Raw genomic sequence first — 17,760 nt, forward strand, 5'->3', positions numbered from 1 at the left:
CTCGGTGAGCCCCGCACCCGAGAGAGGACGCCGCCCATGGCCATCGCCACGGTCAACCCCGCCACCGGCGAGACGCTCCAGACCTTCGAGCCGCTGTCCGAGGAGGCCGTCGAGGAGCGGATCGCCCGGGCCGCTGCCGCCTTCGACAGCTACCGGCTGACCACCCCGCAGCAGCGCGCCGGCTGGCTGCGGGCCGCCGCCGACGTGCTGGACGCCGACGCCAAGAGCGTTGCGGAGCTGATGACCACCGAGATGGGCAAGACGCTGGCCTCGGCGCAGGCGGAGGTCGGCAAGTGCGTCAAGGCGCTGCGCTACTACGCCGAGCACGGCCCGGACATGCTGCAGCCGCGGCCGGCCGACGCGCAGGCGGTCGGCGCGACCGAGGCGTACGTGGTGCACCAACCGCTGGGTGTGGTGCTGGCGGTCATGCCGTGGAACTTCCCGCTGTGGCAGGCCATGCGGTTCGCCGCCCCGGCGCTCATGGCCGGCAACGTCGGGCTGCTCAAGCACGCGTCCAACGTGCCGCAGACGGCGCTGTACCTGGAGGAGCTGTTCCGCAAGGCCGGCTTCCCCGACGACGTCTTCCAGACCCTGCTCATCGGGTCCGGTGCGGTCGAGCGGGTGCTCCGCGACGAGCGGGTGGTGGCCGCGACGCTGACCGGCAGCAACGCCGCCGGTCAGGCGGTGGCCAGGGTCGCCGGGGACGCGCTGAAGAAGACGGTGCTGGAGCTGGGCGGCTCCGACCCGTTCATCGTCATGCCCTCGGCGGACCTGGACCGGGCCGCGGAGGTGGCGGTGACCGCGCGCTGCCAGAACAACGGGCAGAGCTGCATCGCCGCGAAGCGGTTCTTCGTGCACGCCGACGTCGCCGAGGAGTTCACCCGGCTGTTCGCCGAGAAGATGGCGGCCCTCCCCGTCGGGGACCCGATGGACGAGGAGACCAAGGTCGGCCCGCTGGCCACCGAGTCCGGCCGGGAGGACGTCGAGCGCTACGTGGCCGACGCCGTCGGGAAGGGCGCCACCGTCGTGGTCGGCGGCAAGCGGGTGGACCGGCCCGGCTGGTTCTACGAGCCGACCCTGGTCACCGACGTGACGCCGGAGATGGGCATCTGGTCGGAGGAGGTGTTCGGCCCGGTCGCCGCGCTGCACACCGTCGCCGACCTGGACGAGGCGATCCGGCTGGCCAACGAGCACGTCTACGGCCTGGGCGCCAACCTGTGGAGCGAGGACCAGGGCGAGCGGCTCCGGTTCATCCGCGACATCCAGTCGGGCATGGCGTTCGTCAACGGGATGACGACCAGCTACCCGGAGCTGCCCTTCGGCGGGGTCAAGCAGAGCGGCTACGGCCGGGAGCTGACCGAGGTGGGCATGTACGAGTTCTGCAACGCCAAGACCGTCTGGATCGGCCCGCCCAGCAGCCGGCAGGGCGAGGGGGACACCGCGGCCGCGGCGTCGGAGTGACCCGCGTCGTCCTGGCGACCGCCTACGGCGGCCCCGAGGTGCTCGCCGTCGTCGACCGGCCGGTCGGCGACCCCGGCCCCGGGCAGGCGCGGGTCGAGGTCCGCGCCGCGGGGGTCAACCCGGCGGACTGGAAGAGCTACACCGGCGCGTTCGGCACCGATCCGGCCGCACTGCCGAAGCGCCTCGGCTTCGAGGTGTCCGGGGTGGTCACCGCGGCCGGTCCGGACGTCGGCCTCGCCGTCGGCGACGAGGTCATCGGGTTCCGGGTCTCCGGCGGGTACGCCGACGAGCTCGTCGTCCCGGCGTCGGCACTGGTGCCCAAGCCGGCGTCGCTGGGCTGGGCGCCGGCCGCCGGCCTGATGCTCACGGGCGCGACCGCGGTGCACGCCCTGACCGCGACCGGCGTCGGCCGGGGCGACACCGTGCTGGTGCACGGCGCCGCCGGCGGGGTGGGCCTGATGGCCGTCCAGCTGGCGGCGCTGCGCAGTGCCCGCGTCGTCGGGACGGTCGGCGGCCACGGCGCCGACCTGGTGCGCCGGTTCGGCGCCGAGCCGGTGCGCTACGGCGACGGGCTGGCCGGCCGGGTCCGGGAGCTCGCGCCGGGCGGCGTGGACGCCGCCCTGGACCTCGTCGGCACCGACGAGGCCGTCGACGTCTCCCTCGAGCTGGTCGCCGACCGGCAACGGATCGCCACCGTCGCCGCCTTCGGCCGGGCTTCGGCCGACGGCATCAGAGCGCTCGGCGGCGGGCCGGGCGCCGACCGCGGCACCGAGCTGCGGGACGCCGCCCGGTTGGACCTGGCCGAGGCGGCAGGCGCCGGCCGGCTGGAGGTCGTCGTCGCCGGGACCTTCCCGCTGGAGGACGTCGCCGCGGCGCACCGGCAGGGGATGGCCGGCCACACCCACGGCAAGCTGGTGCTCGTCCCCTAGCGAGAGGACCCGCTCCTCCCCGACCCTCGCACGCTCGGGCCGGGCCCCTGGAGCGGGCCGGTTCAGACCTCCTCGACCGGGAACGTGCGGCTCGGCGAGACGACCTCCTCCTGCGCGGCGACCAGCAGGATCTCCCGCGAGTGCGCCGCCTCGGTGGCGGCGAGCAGGCCGTGCACCGAGGCCGCGGCGGCGCCGAGGGCGGTGCCGGCGTCCCGGCTGGCCAGCCAGTGCGCGAGGAAGAGCGCGGCGATGGCGTCGCCGGCCCCGTTGACCGCGACGTCCAGCCGGGGGGTGCGCACCCGGAAGTGCCGGCCGCCCTCGGAGGCGAGCAGGTCGACGGCGTCCTCGGGGGTGTCGCCGGTGACCAGCGAGGTGGTCAGCACGACCCGCGGGCCGAGCGCCTGGACCGCGGCGACGGCGTCCCGGACCTCGTCGAGGGTCTTCGTCGCCGTCCCGGCGAGGAAGTCGAGCTCGAAGTGGTTGGGCGTGACCAGGTCGGCGGCGGGGACCGCGACCTCGCGCATGAACTCCGGGATGCCCGGGCGGACGAAGACGCCGCGGCCGACGTCGCCGATGACCGGGTCGCAGCAGTAGACCGCCTCCGGGTTGGCCTGCCGCACCCGCTGCACGGCCTGGACGACGGCGTGGCCGATGTCGGCCGAGCCGAGGTACCCGGAGAGGACGGCGTCGCACCTGCCCAGCACGCCGCGCTCGGCGATGCCGTCGACGACCTCCTCGATCGCCGGGCCGTCGAAGACCCGCCCTTTCCACTCGCCGTAGCCGGTGTGGTTGGAGAACTGCACGGTGTGCACCGGCCACACCTCGATGCCCAGGCGCTGCAGCGGGAAGACGGCGGAGGAGTTACCGACGTGGCCGTAGGCGACGTGCGACTGGATCGAGAGGACGGCGACCATGGGGGAACGGTCGCACAGCGGGTCGGCGGGCCCCACCGGGAGGACGGCAGGATGGCGGCATGGCCCTGCCTCATCCGACCTCATCCGGGATCGTCGGCGTCGCCGGCCGCGTGGCCGAGCCGGTCGACGTCCGCACCGCCGACCTGCGGCTGGGCGGGCGGCCGCTGCCGGTGACCAGCCCGGCGCGCGTGTACGTCTGCGGCATCACGCCCTACGACGTGACCCACCTCGGGCACGCGGCGACGTTCGTGTGGGCCGACGTCCTCGGGTCGGTGCTGCGGCTGGCCGGCGCCGACGTGGTCACCAGCCGGAACGTGACCGACGTCGACGACGTGCTGACCCGGGCCGCCGACGCCCGCGGCCGGCACTTCGACGAGTTCGCGCTGGGCCAGGAGTTCGCCTTCGAGCAGGACATGCGTGCCCTCGGCGTCCGGCCGCCGACGCACGCGCCCCGCGCCCGCCACCACGTGACCCACGTGCAGCAGCTGGCGGCGGCGCTGCTGCGGGCCGACCGGGCGTACGAGCGCGAGGGGCACGTGTTCTTCCGCGGCGCCGAGGCGGTCGCATCGTCGGAGCTGCCCGCCGACCGGGCGCGCGAGCTGGCCGCCGAGTTCGGGGACGAACCGGACGACCCACTGCGGGAGGACCCCTTCGACGTGCCGGTGTGGCGGCCCTCCGGCGAGCGGGACCCGGCCTGGCCCTCGCCGTGGGGGTGGGGCCGGCCGGGCTGGCACGCGGAGTGCGCGGCGATGGCGACGGCGACGCTGGGCCGGGGTGTGGACGTGCTCGTGGGCGGCGCCGATCTGGCCTTCCCGCACCACGCGCACCAGGCGGCGATGGCCGAGGCGGCGTCCGGGGTGGCACCGTTCGCGCGCAGCCGGGTGCACGTCGGGGCGGTGTCCCAGGACGGCGCCAAGATGGCGAAATCGACCGGCAACCTGACGCTGGTGTCCGATCTGCTGCGGGGAACCACCGGGCCGGTGCTGCGACTGCTCGTGCTCGACCGGCCGTGGTCGCAGCCGTGGGAGTACCGGCCGGAGCTGCTCGAGACGGCGTCCGCGCGGCTCGACGCGCTCTTCGCCGCCGCCGGCCGTCCCGGCTCGTCGCCGGCGGCCAGCCGGGCGGTGGCCGACCGGCTGCTGGACGACCTCGACGTCTCCGGCGCCCTCGACGTCGCCCTCACCGACGGCGGGGACGCCGCCCGGCAGCTGGTCCGCGTGCTCGCGCTCGGCTGACGCCCAGCCGCCTGCCACGAGCTCGTCGGCTCGTCCGGCGTCCCCGCTGCGGTCACGGCCGCCAGGGTGCCCATCGGCCGCCGGGTGGGCCGGGCAGCCGCGGCGGGCCGCGGCGCGCAGTTTGCGCAGGGTGGCCACCGCCCTCAGGGTGCCGTGGTCGTCGGTGAAGGAGAAGCCGATCGATCCACCGGGTGGGGTGGGCAGGCCGATGGCGTCGAGCTGGGCGAGCAGCTCGCGCACGTGCGCGGCGGTGATCGGCACCCCCGCCACCGCGCCGGTGGGCTGCGCGACGGCGCCGGGCCGGGCGAGTGCGGGCGGCGCCGGGGAGCCGCCGGCGAGGAACCGGCCGGGGGTGAGCGCGCCGAGCGGGACCTGGACGTCGAGGTGCGCGGCCACCGGCTCGGGGGCCGCCCAGGGCCGCGGGATCAGGTCGGCCAGCACCCCGGACCGCAGCATGCCCAGTGGCCGGTCGTCGCCGGCCTTCTTGGCCCGCCGCGCCGGCTCGTCGATCCTCGCCTGGCAGGCGGCGGCCAGTTCGTCGGTCATGCCGGCGATCAGCTCGCTGACGCCGTCGCCCACCGGCCGGCGGCGCACGGTCACCGCCTGGTGGGCGTCCTGGCGCGCCCGGTCGGACGCGGCGGCATCCCGGGCGGCCAGCTCGGCGCGCAGCCGGTCCTGCAGCCGGCGGATGGACAGCGACGCCGCCTCCGGCAGCACCGCGGCCTCCACCTGGGCGAGCACCGCGGGGTCGGTGCCGCGCACCTTCTCCCCCAGCTCCTCGGCCATGGTGCGGGCGGGTGGCCAGTCCAGCCGGCCCCGCGCCAGCTCCGCCAGCGTGGCCGGCAGCGACTGCGCCAACGTCAGTGCGTGCTCGGTGAGCACCGTGGCCGTCGCCCGGGCGCAGGTCAGCGTCAACGCCAGCTCGTCGGCGAAGAACTCCGACACACCTTCCGGCGTCGCATCGGCCCCGGCGGCGGCACCCGGTTCACCGGGCCGGCGGTCGAGGAAGGCCGGGCGGTCGGCGGTGAAGGCGGCGACCAGTTCCATCTGGTAGGCCGCGAGTTCCGACTCCAGCTGCTGGACCCGCTGCAGCTCCGCGGCCTTCTCCGCCGCCGTCCGCGCGTACACGGGCAGCACCTCGGCCAGCGCCGGTGGGGAGGTGATCGGCGGCCCGAACTCCGGCGACGGCGGCGCCAGGTCGGCCACCGTCAGGCCGACGCCGAAGCCACCGGGGAACATGCCCTGACGGTAGGCCGGGGGTACGACACTTCCCGGCTCTGACCAGCGAAGACGTCGGTAGACATGGTGACCATGGGGTTGGTGCGGGCAACACGCGCAGACACACCGCGCCGGGTGGCAACACGCCCATGATCAACAGCCCGACGTGCGCGTCCACGGCGATTCGCCGCGAGGCGCGACGGGGCCGACGCGGAGTCGGGCGAGGGCGACGAACCAGTGGCGACGAACCAGTCAGGCGGCGCGCGACGTCGACGGGGCGGTCGCGGGCTGCGCCGTCGGCTTGGCGGGCACGGTCCAGCGCATCTCCATGTGCCGGTGCCCGGCGCTGTCCACGACGGGGACCCAACGCGCCTGCGGACACGGGTTGATGCGCATGACAGCCACCTCTCGTTCACCTGTTGTTCACCATTGTGACAGCAGGCACTCCTGGCAGGCACGCGGCGCGACGGAGCTGACCCGAAAGGGGGAGTCAGAGCCAGCCGACCACCGAGGCGCCGATGCCGACGTGCAGCACCGCGCCCGGCACGACGCCGATGACGGTCCCCAGCGTCGCGGGCAGCCAGCGGATGCTCGACAGGCCGGCGGCGTAGCTGACGATCCAGAACGGCACCGGGCTCACCCGGGCGAGCGCGACGGCGAGGAAGCCGCGGTTCTGGAACAGCCGGTCGGCGCGCGCCAGCCGTGGGCCGGTGAGCCGGGCGACGGCGTCGCGGCCCAGGTGCCGGCCGAGGGCGAAGCCGCCCATCCCGCCGAACCAGCCGGCCAGCACGGCGACCGCGAGCCCCGCCGGGAACCCCGCCGCGGCGCCCAGCAGCACCGACAGGGCGGTCCGGGGGACCGGCGCCATCAGCGCGCCGGACACGGCCAGGACGACGGCGGTCCAGCCGAGCGGCCCCGCGTGGTCCAGCCAGCCCTGCAGCGCCGGGACGCCGGGCCGCTCGACCGTCAGCGCCACGACCGTCGCCACCACGAGCAGCAGCCCGAGGACGGCGAGCCGCCGCCAGGGCCGGCGGGTCGGCGGGCTCCCCGGCTCCGGTCGAGGGGATCCGGGCCCGGGATGCACGCCATCCACGCTACGGGCGCGGCCGGAGAACCCGGTTGCGGCTGCTGCGACGCTGCGGGCAGTGATCGAGCTCGCGAGGTCACGCATGGGCACAGCACCGCCGGGCACGGGTCCGACGAGCGCCAGCGAGGAGGACGCGTGACCGACCGCCTGCTCGTCGACTTCTTCTACGCCCAGCAGCTGGGCCACGCCGTCGAGGCGCTGCAGTACTGCGTCGGGCACGCCGCCGCCGTCCCCGGCCGCGAGGTGTCGGTGCTGCTCAACGCGGCCACCCCGACCGAGCTGGCCACCTGGTGCCCAGCGGTGTCGGCCGTCTTCCCTGTCGACGGGCCGTTCCTGGAGGCCGACCCGGCCGCCGCGGAGCGGCTGGCCGCCGTTCCGCGCGACTGGGACTGGGTGGTCGACGACACCCGCCGCCACCAGCCCTTCCAGCTCGACCTCTTCCCGGGGATGCGCGACCACTACGCCGCCTCCGACGCGCACCTGCGCGCGCGGCGGGGCCGCTCGGTCGTCGGCGCCGAACGCGTCGGGTACCTCCCGCACCAGCCGGTGCGCCTCGACCTCCCCGCCGCCGCCCGGGCCGCGGCTCCCCGCCGGCTCGGCGACGACGCCCGTCCGCGGATCGCCGTCCTCCCCGCCGGGTCGAGCGACCCGTCGCTGTACCCCTCGATCGCCTCCTGGCGGCTGGTGCTCGACGCGCTGACCGACGCCGTCCCCGGCGTGCAGCTCGTCCTGCTCGGCCGGCTCGCCCGGGACGAGCGCAGCTCCACCTCCTGGGGGCGGGAGGACGTCGACGCGCTGCTGGCGCACCGATCCGGTCCCGTGGATTGCGTCGACGTCCCCCTTGCCGAGCAGCTGGCCGTGGTCGAGGCCTGCGACGTGCTGCTCGCCCCGCACTCCGGCTTCGGGATGGCCGCCCTCGCCGTCGGCACGCCGTGGCTGGCGCTCTCCGGCGGGCGCTGGTTCGAGTACTGGGCGAACGCCGGCGTGCCGTTCCGGTCGGTGCTGCCGGATCCGGCCCGGTACCCGGCGTTCAGCCAGTTCGACCCGGCGGCCGTCGTCCTCGACGGGGACGACGGCCCGCGGACGCCGAGCATGACGCGTGCACGGGTGCGCCAGGACCTCGACCGCCTCGTCGCCGGCGCCCGCGAGCTGCTGGCCGGGGAGCTGACCCACGAGCGGGCGCTCGCCGAGTACTACCGCGACCTGCGCGCCGTCGTCGGCGCCGAGGCGATCTGGTCGATCGACGGGGTGCACGCCGCGTACTGCTGACGACGGGCACCATGGCGGGGTGGCGGAGAGCTGGCTGGTCCGGGACGCGACGGTCGAGGACGCCGCGGCGTGCGCCCGCATCTACGAGCCCTACGTCCGCGACACGGCGGTCTCCTTCGAGCTCGAGCCGCCGACGCCCGCGCAGCTGGCCGACCGCATCGAGGCCGCGCTCGCCCGGCACGCCTGGCTGGTGCTCGAGGACGGCGGACGGGTCGTCGGGTACGCCCACGGCTCGACCTTCAACCTCCGCGCCGCCTACGACTGGTCGACGTCGGTCAGCGTCTACCTCGAGCCCGGCCGCCGGCGCACCGGCGCCGGCCGCGCCCTCTACACCGCGCTGCTCGACCGGCTGGCCGCCCGTGGCTACCTGACCGCCCTGGCCGGGGTCGCGCTGCCCAACGAGGCGAGCGTCGGGCTGCACACGGCGATGGGCTTCGAGCCGGTCGGCACCTACCGCAGGGTCGGCTGGAAGCTCGGCCGCTGGCACGACGTCGCCAGGTTCCAGCGCCCGCTCGGCGCCGGGCCGTCGGACGACGGCACGCCGCCCGCCCCGCTGACCTGACCGTGGACACGACGGCCTCGCCGGGAGATACTAGGACGTCCAACTAAATCGGCGCGGGCCCGTCGCGCGTCCGACGCTGGGAGCGACATGCCGTCCGACCTGCACGTCCCCACCCACCCGGTCCGCTTCGTCACCGCGGCGAGCCTGTTCGACGGGCACGACGCCGCGATCAACGTGATGCGCCGGCTGCTGCAGAGCCAGGGCGCCGAGGTGGTGCACCTCGGTCACGACCGCAGCGTCGACAGCGTCGTCCGCGCGGCGCTGGAGGAGGACGTGCAGGGGGTGGCGATCTCCTCCTACCAGGGCGGGCACGTCGAGTATTTCGGCTACCTGGTGGAGCGGCTGGCCGAGGCCGGCGCCGGGCACGTGAGGGTCTTCGGCGGCGGCGGGGGCGTGATCGTCCCGGAGGAGATCGCGCTGCTCCGCGAGCGCGGCGTCCGGATCTTCAGCCCCGAGGACGGTCAGCGCCTCGGCCTGCCCGGGATGATCAACGAACTGATCCGCGAGTGCGACGTCGACCTGACCGAGCACCGCCCGGACGTCGAGGCGCTGCTCACCGGGGACCCCGCGGCCCTGGCCCGGGCGATCACCGTGCTGGAGTCCGGCCGCGACCCCGGGCTCGCGAGCAGGGTCCGGCAGGCGGCCGAGGGCCGGACGGTGCCGGTCCTGGGCATCACCGGGACCGGCGGCTCGGGCAAGTCGTCGCTCACCGACGAGCTGCTGCGCCGGCTGCGCACCGACCAGGAGGACAAGCTGCGGGTCGCCGTCCTGGCGATCGACCCGACCCGGCGCCGCGGCGGCGGGGCACTGCTCGGCGACCGGATCCGGATGAACGCCCTCGAGACCGGCGAGGGCTCGCACACCTTCTTCCGCTCGATGGCCACCCGGTCGGCCGGCGCGGAGACCCCTGCGCACCTGGACGACGTGCTGTGCGCGGTCAAGGCCGCCGGCTTCGACCTGGTGGTCGTGGAGACGCCCGGCATCGGGCAGGGCGACGCCGGGATCGTGCCGTTCTCCGACGTCGCGCTGTACGTGATGACGCCGGAGTTCGGCGCCGCGTCGCAGCTGGAGAAGATCGACATGCTCGACTTCGCCGACGTCGTCGCGATCAACAAGTACGAGCGGCGCGGAGCCGAGGACGCCCGGCGGGACGTCGCCCGGCAGATGGTGCGCAACCGCGAGGCGTTCGGGCAGCCGTGGGAGCAGATGCCGGTCTTCGGCACCAGTGCCGCCCGGTTCAACGACGACGGCGTGACCGCGCTGTACCAGCACCTGCTCGGCCTGCTGGTCGACGAGGGCCTGCCCGCGGGCGCCGGCGTCCTGCCGCGGGTCGACGTCACCGCGTCGTCCGGCCTGACCAGCGTCGTCCCCGCGCAGCGCGCGCGGTACCTCGCCGAGATCACCGAGGCGGTGCGCGGGTACCACGCGGCCACCGAGGCGCAGGCGGCGGTCGTGCGGCGGCGGCAGCACCTGGCCACGGCCGCCGACGTCCTGGACGGGGACGCCGCCGAGGCCGCCCGCGCCGCGGTCGAGGCCGCCGACCGCGAGCTGCTGCCCGAGGTGCGCGAGCTGCTCGACGAGTGGCCGGCGCGGGTGGCGGCCTACTCCGGCGACGAGTACGTCTACTCCGTCCGCGGCAAGGAGATCCGCACCCCGCTGACCCGCGAGACGCTGTCCGGGTCGAAGGTGCGCCGGGTGGCGCTGCCGCGCACCCGGGACGACGCCGAGCTGCTGCGCTTCCTGCGCCGGGAGAACCTGCCCGGCGGCTACCCGTTCACCGCCGGCGTCTTCCCGTTCAAGCGCTCCGGCGAGGCGCCGGCGCGGATGTTCGCCGGCGAGGGCGACGCCTTCCGCACCAACCGCCGGTTCACGCTCCTGTCCGCCGGCAACGAGGCGACCCGGCTGTCGACGGCGTTCGACTCGGTCACCCTCTACGGCCGCGACCCCGACCCGCGCCCCGACGTCTACGGCAAGGTCGGCACCTCCGGGGTCTCCATCGCGACGCTGGACGACATGGAGGTCCTCTACTCCGGGTTCGACCTCTGCGACCCGACCACCTCGGTGTCGATGACCATCAACGGCCCGGCCCCGGCGGTGCTGGCGATGTTCCTCAACACCGCGATCGACCAGCGCCTGGACCGGTTCCGCGAGGAGGAGGGCCGCGAGCCCGACGCCGCCGAGGCCGAGGAGATCCGGGCGTTCGTGCTCGCCACCGTCCGCGGCACGGTGCAGGCCGACATCCTCAAGGAGGACCAGGGCCAGAACACCTGCATCTTCTCGACCGAGTTCGCGCTGCGCTGCATGGCCGACATCCAGCAGTGGTTCATCGAGCACCGGGTGCGCAACTTCTACTCGGTGTCGATCTCCGGCTACCACATCGCCGAGGCCGGGGCGAACCCGATCAGCCAGCTGGCGTTCACCCTCGCCAACGGGTTCACCTACGTCGAGGCGTACCTGGCGCGGGGCATGGACATCGACGACTTTGCGCCCAACCTCTCCTTCTTCTTCTCCAACGGCATGGACGCCGAGTACTCGGTGATCGGCCGGGTCGCCCGCCGCATCTGGGCGGTCGCGATGAGGGAGCGCTACGGCGCCGGGCAGCGGTCGCAGCAGCTGAAGTACCACGTGCAGACCTCCGGGCGGTCGCTGCACGCCCAGGAGATGGACTTCAACGACATCCGGACGACGCTGCAGGCCCTCTGCGCCATCTACGACAACGCCAACAGCCTGCACACCAACGCCTACGACGAGGCCGTCACCACTCCCAGCGAGCACTCCGTCCGCCGGGCGCTGGCCATCCAGATGATCATCGACCGGGAGTGGGGGCTGGCCGGCAACGAGAACCCGCTGCAGGGCTCGTTCGTCATCGAGGAGCTCACCGACCTGGTCGAGGAGGCGGTGCTGGCCGAGTTCGACCGGATCGCCGAGCGCGGCGGCGTGCTCGGGGCCATGGAGACCGGCTACCAGCGCGGCAAGATCCAGGACGAGTCGATGCTCTACGAGCACCGCAAGCACGACGGCAGCCTGCCGATCGTCGGGGTCAACACCTTCCTCGACCCGCACCGCGACGAGACCCCGCCCAAGCCGCTGGAGCTGGCCCGGGCCACCGAGGCGGAGAAGCAGTCGCAGCTGCAGCGGCTCGCGGACTTCCACGCCCGGCACGCCGACGAGGCGCCCGCCGCGCTGGCCGAGCTGCAGCGGGCGGCCACCGAGGGCGGCAACGTGTTCGCCGCGCTGATGGACGCCGTCCGGGTCTGCTCGCTCGGCCAGATCAGCGACGCGTTCTTCGAGGTCGGCGGCCAGTACCGCCGCAACGTGTGATGAAGGACCCCGCTGCCCCCCGCCACTCGCTCCGCTCGCGGCGGGACCCTGCAGCGGGGCCGTTCCAGCACGTCACCTCCGACGACCTCGGCCACCCGGTCGAGCTGCCGCGGCCGCCGCGGCGGGTGGTGTCGCTGGTGCCCTCGCTCACCGAGGCGCTGGCGGTCACCGTCCCCGAGCGGCTGGTGGGCGCCACCGACTGGTGCACCCACCCGGCCGGCCTCGAGGTGTCCCGCGTGCGGGGCACCAAGAACCCCGACCGCGCGGCGGTCGCGGCGCTCGCCCCCGACCTGGTGGTCGCCAACCGGGAGGAGAACCGGCGGCTGGACGTCGACCGGCTGCGGGCCGCCGGCGTCCCGGTGTGGGTGACGGTCATCGAGTCGGTCGACGAGGCGCTCGCCTCGATGCGCCGGCTGTTCGACGAGGTGCTCGACGTCGGGGAGCCCGGCTGGCTGGCGGACGCCGCGGAGGTGTGGGCGCAGCCCGCGGCCACGAGCGGGCTGCGGGTCGCCGTCCCGGTGTGGCGGGACCCGTGGATGGTCGTCGGCCCGCGCACCTTCACCGGCGACGTGCTCGCCCGGCTCGGGCTGGTCAACGTCTTCGGCGCGGGGGAGGACCGCTACCCGCACGTGTCGGTCGAGGCCGTGCGGGTAGCGGGACCGGACGTCGTCGTCCTGCCCGACGAGCCCTACGCGTTCAGCGCGGACGACGGACCCGAGGCGTTCCCCGGGCTGCGCACCGCGCTGGTGTCCGGCCGCGACCTCACCTGGTACGGCCCCTCCCTGGGCGCGGCCCGCGCCCGGCTGCTGGCGGCGATCACCCGGTGACGCCGTGCCTCCAGGGATCGCGGGCGGTCGGGGTGGTCGCTACGGTCGTGCCGGGGCGACCGGACGTTCCGCCGGCCGCTGAGCACGGTCCGGAGCGTCGAGCCGACAGCGAACAGCACGGGGGACGGAGGTGCTGGTGGACATCCCTGCCATGCGGGCGAGCTTCGCCAAGGCGGCGGCCGCCGGAGACGAGGCGCCGCTCTACTTCTACTCCCACCTGTTCCTGAGCCACCCCGAGACCCGGCAGCTCTTCCCGGTCTCGATGGCCCACCAGCGGGACCGGCTGTTCCAGGCCCTCGGCGACGTCGTGGCCTACGTCGACGACCTCGACCGGCTGGTGCCGATCCTGCAGGCCCTGGGTCGCGACCACCGCAAGTTCGGGACCGTCGCCGACCACTACCCGGCCGTCGGCGCCAGCCTGATCGCCACGCTCCGGCACTTCGACGACGAGTGGAACCCCGCGCTGGAGCAGAGTTGGACCGAGGCGTACGGGCTGGTGGCGCAGGTGATGGTCCAGGCGGCGGAGGAGGCCTCCGACCAGCCGCCGTGGTGGGACGCCGAGGTCGTCGCGCACGAGCGCCGCACGGTCGACACCGCGGTCATGTGGCTGCGGCCCGAGCCGGAGTTCCCCTATGCGGCGGGACAGTCGGTGTCACTGGAGACCGATCTCCGGCCCAAGCTGTGGCGCTACTACTCGCCGGCCAACGCGCCGCGTCCGGACGGGCTGATGGAGATCCACGTCCGGGCCTACGACGGCGGCCCGGTCAGCGCCGCCCTCGTCCGCCGGGTCGGCAAGGGGGACGTGCTGCACCTGGGTCCGCCGCTGGGTCACATCGACTTCGACGCGGAATCCGACCGCGACCTCCTGCTCGTCGCCGGGGGCACCGGGCTGGCCCCGCTCAAGGCGGTCGTCGACCACGTCGCCCGGATCGGGCCGCCGCGGCGGGTCGACCTGTTCGTCGGCTCCCGTACCGAGGAGCGGATCTACGACCGGGCCGACCTCGAGCACCTGGCGCAGGAGCACGGCTGGCTGACCCTGAGCTTCGCCGTCTCGGACGACGACCTGTCGCCGCTCGAGCAGGGCGACGTGGGGAAGGTCGTGGTCCGGCACGGCCCGTGGGCGAGCCGGGACGTCTACGTCGCCGGGCCGGCCCGCATGGTCGAGGACACGACGACGCGGCTGGTCGAGGCAGGCATCCGCCCGGAACGGATTCGCAGCGAGGTGTTCGCTCCCAGCCGGCTGGGACCCAGCCTTGACGGAGAGGTGACCGAATGACCACCAACACCCACGAGCCGGAGCGCGGAGGGCGGCGGCTGAGCCCCGCTGACGTGCGCGGCGCGCAGCTGTCGCGCGCCACCATGCTGCGGCCCGGGTACAGCGACGTCGAGGTCGACCGCTTCCTCGACCGGGTCGCCGAGGAGCTGGCGCGACTGCACGCGGACAAGGCCGAGCTCCGCGACCAGGTGCGCGCGCTGCAGGAACAGGTGGCCGGGGCGGCCGCGCAGGAGGCGCCGAGCGACCAGGCGGTGCGCATCCTGGCCGTCGCGCAGCAGACCGCCGACAGCTACGTCGCCGAGGCCGAGGACTTCAGCCGGCAGATGACCGCCGACGCGCGGGCGCAGTACGAGGAGCAGGTGCGACGGGCGCGGGAGAACGCCGGCGCCATCATCCAGGCCGCGCAGGAGGCGGCAGCCCGGATGACCGCCGGGGAGCGTCCCGCGGCCGCCGACGCCCCTCCGCGCAGTGCCCAGGAGCTCGAGGACCAGGTGGCCTACCTCAAGGCCTTCGGACAGGCCTGCCGCACGCAGTTGCGTGCCTACCTCGAGGCGCTGCTGGTCGACGTCGAGGCCGAGTGGGGCCGCGCCGACCCGGGCGCGCTCCCGCCGGTGCCCCGCTCGTCACGGGTGCAGCCGGGGACCCCGACCGGGACCCGCCCGCCACCGGAACCGAACGTGGCTCGGGAGGTGCCGCCCGCCGACAGCCGGGACGCCGACGAGGTCGCCGGGACCGACCAGGACAGCGGGGCCACGCGCACGGCGCGGTGACGGCCCGCACGGGTGCGTCACCGAGCATCCACCGATCGACGGCCGGGGCACGGACGCCTGCGGCCCAGGACGACGACGAGGAGGGGAAGCTGCATGCTGTCCGACCGCGCCCGCCCGGTGGTGGAGGCGACGCTGCCCGTGGTGGCCGAGAACATCGGCGAGATCGCGCAGCGGTTCTACCGGCACCTGTTCGACGCCCATCCGGAGCTGCTGGACGGGGTGTTCAACCGGGGCAACCAGGCCGAGGGCACCCAGCAGGTGGCGCTGGCCGGGTCGGTGGCCGCGTTCGCCAGCACCCTGGTGCAGAGCCCGGAGCAGCTGCCCGAGCAGTTGCTGAACCGGATCGCGCACAAGCACGCCTCGCTGGGCATCCGGCCCGAGCAGTACGAGGTGGTGCACGAGCACCTGTTCTGGGCGATCGTCGACGTGCTCGGCGACGCGGTCACCCCGGAGGTCGCCGCCGCCTGGGACGAGGTGTACTGGCTGATGGCCTATGCCCTGATCCACCAGGAGCGGGGTCTGTACAGCGCGCGCGGGGTGCGCCCGGAGCGGGTGTGGCGGGACTGGCGCGTCGCGGAGAAGGTCGCCGAGACCGACGACGTGGTCACCTTCCGGGTGCGCCGGGTCGACGACCGGCTGGTGAAGGGCTCCCTCCCGGGGCAGTACGTGTCGGTCAAGGTGCGCATGCCCGACGGGGTCCACCAGCCGCGGCAGTACAGCCTGACGCGCGCCGACGACGGCGAGCACCGCCAGTTCTCGGTCAAGCGGGTCCGCGGCGACGGGAAGCCCGACGGCGAGGTCTCCAACCACCTGTGCGACCGCGTGCAGGTCGGGGACACCCTGACCATGTCCCTGCCGTTCGGTGACGTGGTGCTCGACGACTGGCGGCCGGCGGTGTTCCTCAGCGCGGGCATCGGCGTCACCCCGATGGCCGGCATGATCTCCCACCTGCGGCACGCCGGCTCCGGGCTGCCGATCACGCTGCTGCACGCCGACAGCGACGAGGCGTCCTTCGCCCTGCGCGGTCAGGTGCTCGACGACGTCCGCGCGCTGCCGAACGCCACGGTGCACGTCTGGTACGAGTCCGGCGCCGACAGCGCGCTGCCGGTCGACGGCGTGCACGCCGGGACGATGGACCTCAGCGCGGTCGACCTCCCCGCCGGGGCGGCCTACTACCTGTGCGGTCCGCTGCCGTTCATGCAGGCCGTGCGCAGCGCGCTGATCGGGCGCGGGATCCCGCCCCGGGACATCCAGTACGAGGTGTTCGGCCCGGACCTGTGGCAGGCCGACTTCCAGAGCGAGCCCGCGCCCGGCGCCGCAGGCTGAACCGCGCGCTGCGGCCACGGGCCCGTCATCGGCGTAGCGCCGATGACGGGCCCGAACCCTCCGCTGCGTCCACCGCGGGCTGGGCGGACGTCGCGACCCACCGGGTGCAGCCCTCGCCCGGCCCGCCGGCGGCTCCCGACGGCGCTGGCTGCTCTGCCCACTGCCGGGAACCGGACGACTCCAGCCGGTAGGGATGACCGCGGGACCCGAACTGCAGACTGAAGGATCCGTCCGCCCCGAGCCGTCCGCAGGCCCGGGGCGGGGTCGCCGATGAGCCGGCGGCCGGCCGGGGTCTGCCGCCACGTGGGCCTCGCGCCGGTCCGGCGCCTCCTGCAGCGCCAGGTCGACGAGGGCCGGCTGCCCGGCTTCGTCGCCGCGATCCGGCACCGGGCGTTGCTAGGTTGGCGGTCGTGCTGCCGCCCTCCGGCCCCCTGGCGGGGATCCGCGTCGTCGAGCTGGCCGGGCTGGGGCCCGTGCCGTACGCCTGCCTGCTGCTGGCCGAGCTGGGCGCCGACGTCGTCCGCGTGGACCGTCCCGGCGGGGGCACGCAGCTGGTCCCGCCGGAACAGGACGCGCTGCAGCGCAGCCGCCCGTCGGTCGCCGTGGACCTGAAGAGCCCGGCCGGCCGCGACGTCGTCCTGCGCCTGGTGGAGTCCGCCGACGTGCTGGTCGAGGGGCTGCGGCCCGGCGTCACCGAGCGGCTCGGCGTCGGCCCCGACGACTGCCGGGCCCGCAACCCGCGGCTGGTGTACGCGCGGATGACCGGCTGGGGCCAGGACGGCCCGCTCGCCGACCGCGCCGGGCACGACATCAACTACCTCGGCCTCACCGGCGCGCTGCACGCCATCGGGACGGCGGAGGCGCCGGTCCCGCCGCTCAACGCCGTCGCGGACTTCGGGGGCGGCGCGCTGTTCCTCGTCGTCGGCGTGCTGGCCGCGCTGCTCGAGCGGCAGACGAGCGGGCGCGGCCAGGTGGTGGACGCGGCCATGGTGGACGGCGCCAGCTCGCTGGTCACGATGGTCTACGGCCTGCTCGGCGCCGGCCGGTGGCAGGACCGCCGGGCGGCCAACCTGCTCGACGGCGGCGCGCCGTTCTACGGCACCTACGCCTGCGCCGACGGCCGCCACGTCGCCGTCGGGTCCATCGAGCCGCAGTTCCACGCGCAGCTGCTCGCGGGCCTCGACATCGGCTCCGGCGAGCACGGCGGCCAGTTCGACGTCGCCCGCTGGCCGGAGCAGCGCGAGCGGATCGCCGCCGCCTTCGCCACCCGCGGTCGCGACGAGTGGGCCGAGGCCTTCGCCGGCACCGACGCCTGCGTGACGCCGGTCCTCGGGCTGACCGAGGCGCCGCAGCACCCGCACCTGGCCGCCCGCGGCACCTTCGCCGACCGCGGCGGGCACCCCGAGCCCGCGCCGGCGCCGCGCTTCTCGCGCACCCCGGGCGCGGTCCGCGGGGAGCCGCGCGCGCCCGGCCAGGACACCCGCACGGCGCTGGCCGGGTGGGGCTTCGGCGAGGACGAGGTGGCCGGCCTGCTGGAGGCCGGCGCCGTGGTCCAGGCGGACTGA

14 protein-coding genes and 1 pseudogene are annotated in these 17,760 nt (G+C 75.1%); 11 read left to right on the forward strand and 4 right to left on the reverse strand.

Features of this window, described 5'->3' with window-relative positions; genetic code table 11:
• Nucleotides 1-36 precede the first annotated feature (36 nt).
• Both BUB17_RS02620 and BUB17_RS02625 read left to right on the forward strand, forming a co-directional pair.
• A complete protein-coding gene (locus BUB17_RS02620; RefSeq protein ID WP_072912801.1) occupies nt 37-1,461 on the forward strand; it encodes an NADP-dependent succinic semialdehyde dehydrogenase in 1,425 nt (474 codons plus the stop codon).
• A complete protein-coding gene (locus BUB17_RS02625; RefSeq protein ID WP_141242881.1) occupies nt 1,458-2,390 on the forward strand; it encodes an NADP-dependent oxidoreductase in 933 nt (310 codons plus the stop codon). The genes BUB17_RS02620 and BUB17_RS02625 overlap by 4 nt, the downstream gene beginning before the upstream one ends.
• 62 nt (nt 2,391-2,452) lie before the next feature.
• Here the strand turns inward: BUB17_RS02625 and pdxY are convergent, their stop codons facing one another.
• Nucleotides 2,453-3,304, reverse strand: a complete 852-nt coding sequence (gene pdxY, locus BUB17_RS02630) for a pyridoxal kinase PdxY (protein WP_072913665.1) — start codon at nt 3,302-3,304, stop codon at nt 2,453-2,455.
• Between the two features lie 59 nt (nt 3,305-3,363).
• On the opposite strand from pdxY, the gene BUB17_RS02635 reads away from it, so the two are divergent.
• Nucleotides 3,364-4,539, forward strand: a complete 1,176-nt coding sequence (locus tag BUB17_RS02635) for a cysteine--tRNA ligase (RefSeq protein ID WP_072912803.1) — start codon at nt 3,364-3,366, stop codon at nt 4,537-4,539.
• Nucleotides 4,540-5,067: 528 nt separating this feature from the next.
• Here BUB17_RS02635 and BUB17_RS28475 read toward each other — a convergent pair.
• The 3 genes and pseudogenes from BUB17_RS28475 to BUB17_RS02645 all read right to left on the reverse strand — a co-directional run.
• Nucleotides 5,068-5,778, reverse strand: a pseudogene (locus BUB17_RS28475) (hypothetical protein); the annotation flags it as partial.
• Nucleotides 5,779-6,009: 231 nt separating this feature from the next.
• The gene (locus tag BUB17_RS26545) at nt 6,010-6,153 is read right to left on the reverse strand and encodes a hypothetical protein (protein ID WP_175561252.1); all 144 of its coding nucleotides are present in this window, start codon (nt 6,151-6,153) and stop codon (nt 6,010-6,012) included.
• A gap of 94 nt (nt 6,154-6,247) precedes the next feature.
• Nucleotides 6,248-6,841 carry a TVP38/TMEM64 family protein gene (locus tag BUB17_RS02645; protein WP_244276846.1) on the reverse strand — a complete coding sequence of 198 codons (594 nt, stop codon included), beginning with the start codon at nt 6,839-6,841 and terminating at the stop codon, nt 6,248-6,250.
• 138 nt (nt 6,842-6,979) lie between these two features.
• On the opposite strand from BUB17_RS02645, the gene BUB17_RS02650 reads away from it, so the two are divergent.
• From BUB17_RS02650 to BUB17_RS02685, 8 genes are all read left to right on the forward strand, one after another.
• Nucleotides 6,980-8,113, forward strand: coding sequence for a glycosyltransferase family protein (locus BUB17_RS02650; protein WP_072912813.1), 1,134 nt, complete (start codon nt 6,980-6,982; stop codon nt 8,111-8,113).
• A gap of 19 nt (nt 8,114-8,132) precedes the next feature.
• The gene (locus tag BUB17_RS02655; protein WP_208983298.1) at nt 8,133-8,675 is read left to right on the forward strand and encodes a GNAT family N-acetyltransferase; all 543 of its coding nucleotides are present in this window, start codon (nt 8,133-8,135) and stop codon (nt 8,673-8,675) included.
• Nucleotides 8,676-8,762: 87 nt separating this feature from the next.
• Nucleotides 8,763-11,996 (forward strand): fused isobutyryl-CoA mutase/GTPase IcmF, encoded by a 3,234-nt coding sequence (gene icmF, locus BUB17_RS02660; protein ID WP_072912821.1) that lies wholly within the window; start codon nt 8,763-8,765, stop codon nt 11,994-11,996.
• Complete coding sequence (locus BUB17_RS02665) at nt 11,996-12,823, forward strand: helical backbone metal receptor (protein WP_244276847.1); 828 nt, start codon at nt 11,996-11,998, stop codon at nt 12,821-12,823. Before icmF ends, BUB17_RS02665 begins: the two co-directional genes overlap by 1 nt.
• A gap of 136 nt (nt 12,824-12,959) precedes the next feature.
• The gene (locus BUB17_RS02670; protein ID WP_072913670.1) at nt 12,960-14,099 is read left to right on the forward strand and encodes a globin domain-containing protein; all 1,140 of its coding nucleotides are present in this window, start codon (nt 12,960-12,962) and stop codon (nt 14,097-14,099) included.
• Nucleotides 14,096-14,869, forward strand: coding sequence for a DivIVA domain-containing protein (locus BUB17_RS02675; RefSeq protein ID WP_072912826.1), 774 nt, complete (start codon nt 14,096-14,098; stop codon nt 14,867-14,869). The genes BUB17_RS02670 and BUB17_RS02675 overlap by 4 nt, the downstream gene beginning before the upstream one ends.
• Nucleotides 14,870-14,962: 93 nt before the next feature.
• Nucleotides 14,963-16,195: a globin domain-containing protein gene (locus BUB17_RS02680; protein ID WP_072912832.1), complete on the forward strand. Its 1,233-nt coding sequence runs from the start codon at nt 14,963-14,965 to the stop codon at nt 16,193-16,195.
• Nucleotides 16,196-16,605: 410 nt separating this feature from the next.
• Nucleotides 16,606-17,760 (forward strand): CaiB/BaiF CoA transferase family protein, encoded by a 1,155-nt coding sequence (locus tag BUB17_RS02685; RefSeq protein ID WP_072912839.1) that lies wholly within the window; start codon nt 16,606-16,608, stop codon nt 17,758-17,760.

It is taken from the genome of Geodermatophilus obscurus (assembly GCF_900143215.1).
Taxonomy (GTDB): domain Bacteria; phylum Actinomycetota; class Actinomycetes; order Mycobacteriales; family Geodermatophilaceae; genus Geodermatophilus; species Geodermatophilus obscurus_A.

Excerpts from the sequence above, each read along its gene's own strand:
- BUB17_RS02620 (WP_072912801.1), top strand. The coding sequence starts at position 37 with ATGGCCATCGCCACGGTCAACCCCGCCACCGGCGAGACGCTCCAGACC.
- pdxY (WP_072913665.1), bottom strand. The coding sequence starts at position 3,304 with ATGGTCGCCGTCCTCTCGATCCAGTCGCACGTCGCCTACGGCCACGTC.
- BUB17_RS02635 (WP_072912803.1), top strand. The coding sequence starts at position 3,364 with ATGGCCCTGCCTCATCCGACCTCATCCGGGATCGTCGGCGTCGCCGGC.
- BUB17_RS26545 (WP_175561252.1), bottom strand. The coding sequence starts at position 6,153 with ATGCGCATCAACCCGTGTCCGCAGGCGCGTTGGGTCCCCGTCGTGGAC.
- icmF (WP_072912821.1), top strand. The coding sequence starts at position 8,763 with ATGCCGTCCGACCTGCACGTCCCCACCCACCCGGTCCGCTTCGTCACC.
- BUB17_RS02665 (WP_244276847.1), top strand. The coding sequence starts at position 11,996 with ATGAAGGACCCCGCTGCCCCCCGCCACTCGCTCCGCTCGCGGCGGGAC.
- BUB17_RS02675 (WP_072912826.1), top strand. The coding sequence starts at position 14,096 with ATGACCACCAACACCCACGAGCCGGAGCGCGGAGGGCGGCGGCTGAGC.
- BUB17_RS02680 (WP_072912832.1), top strand. The coding sequence starts at position 14,963 with ATGCTGTCCGACCGCGCCCGCCCGGTGGTGGAGGCGACGCTGCCCGTG.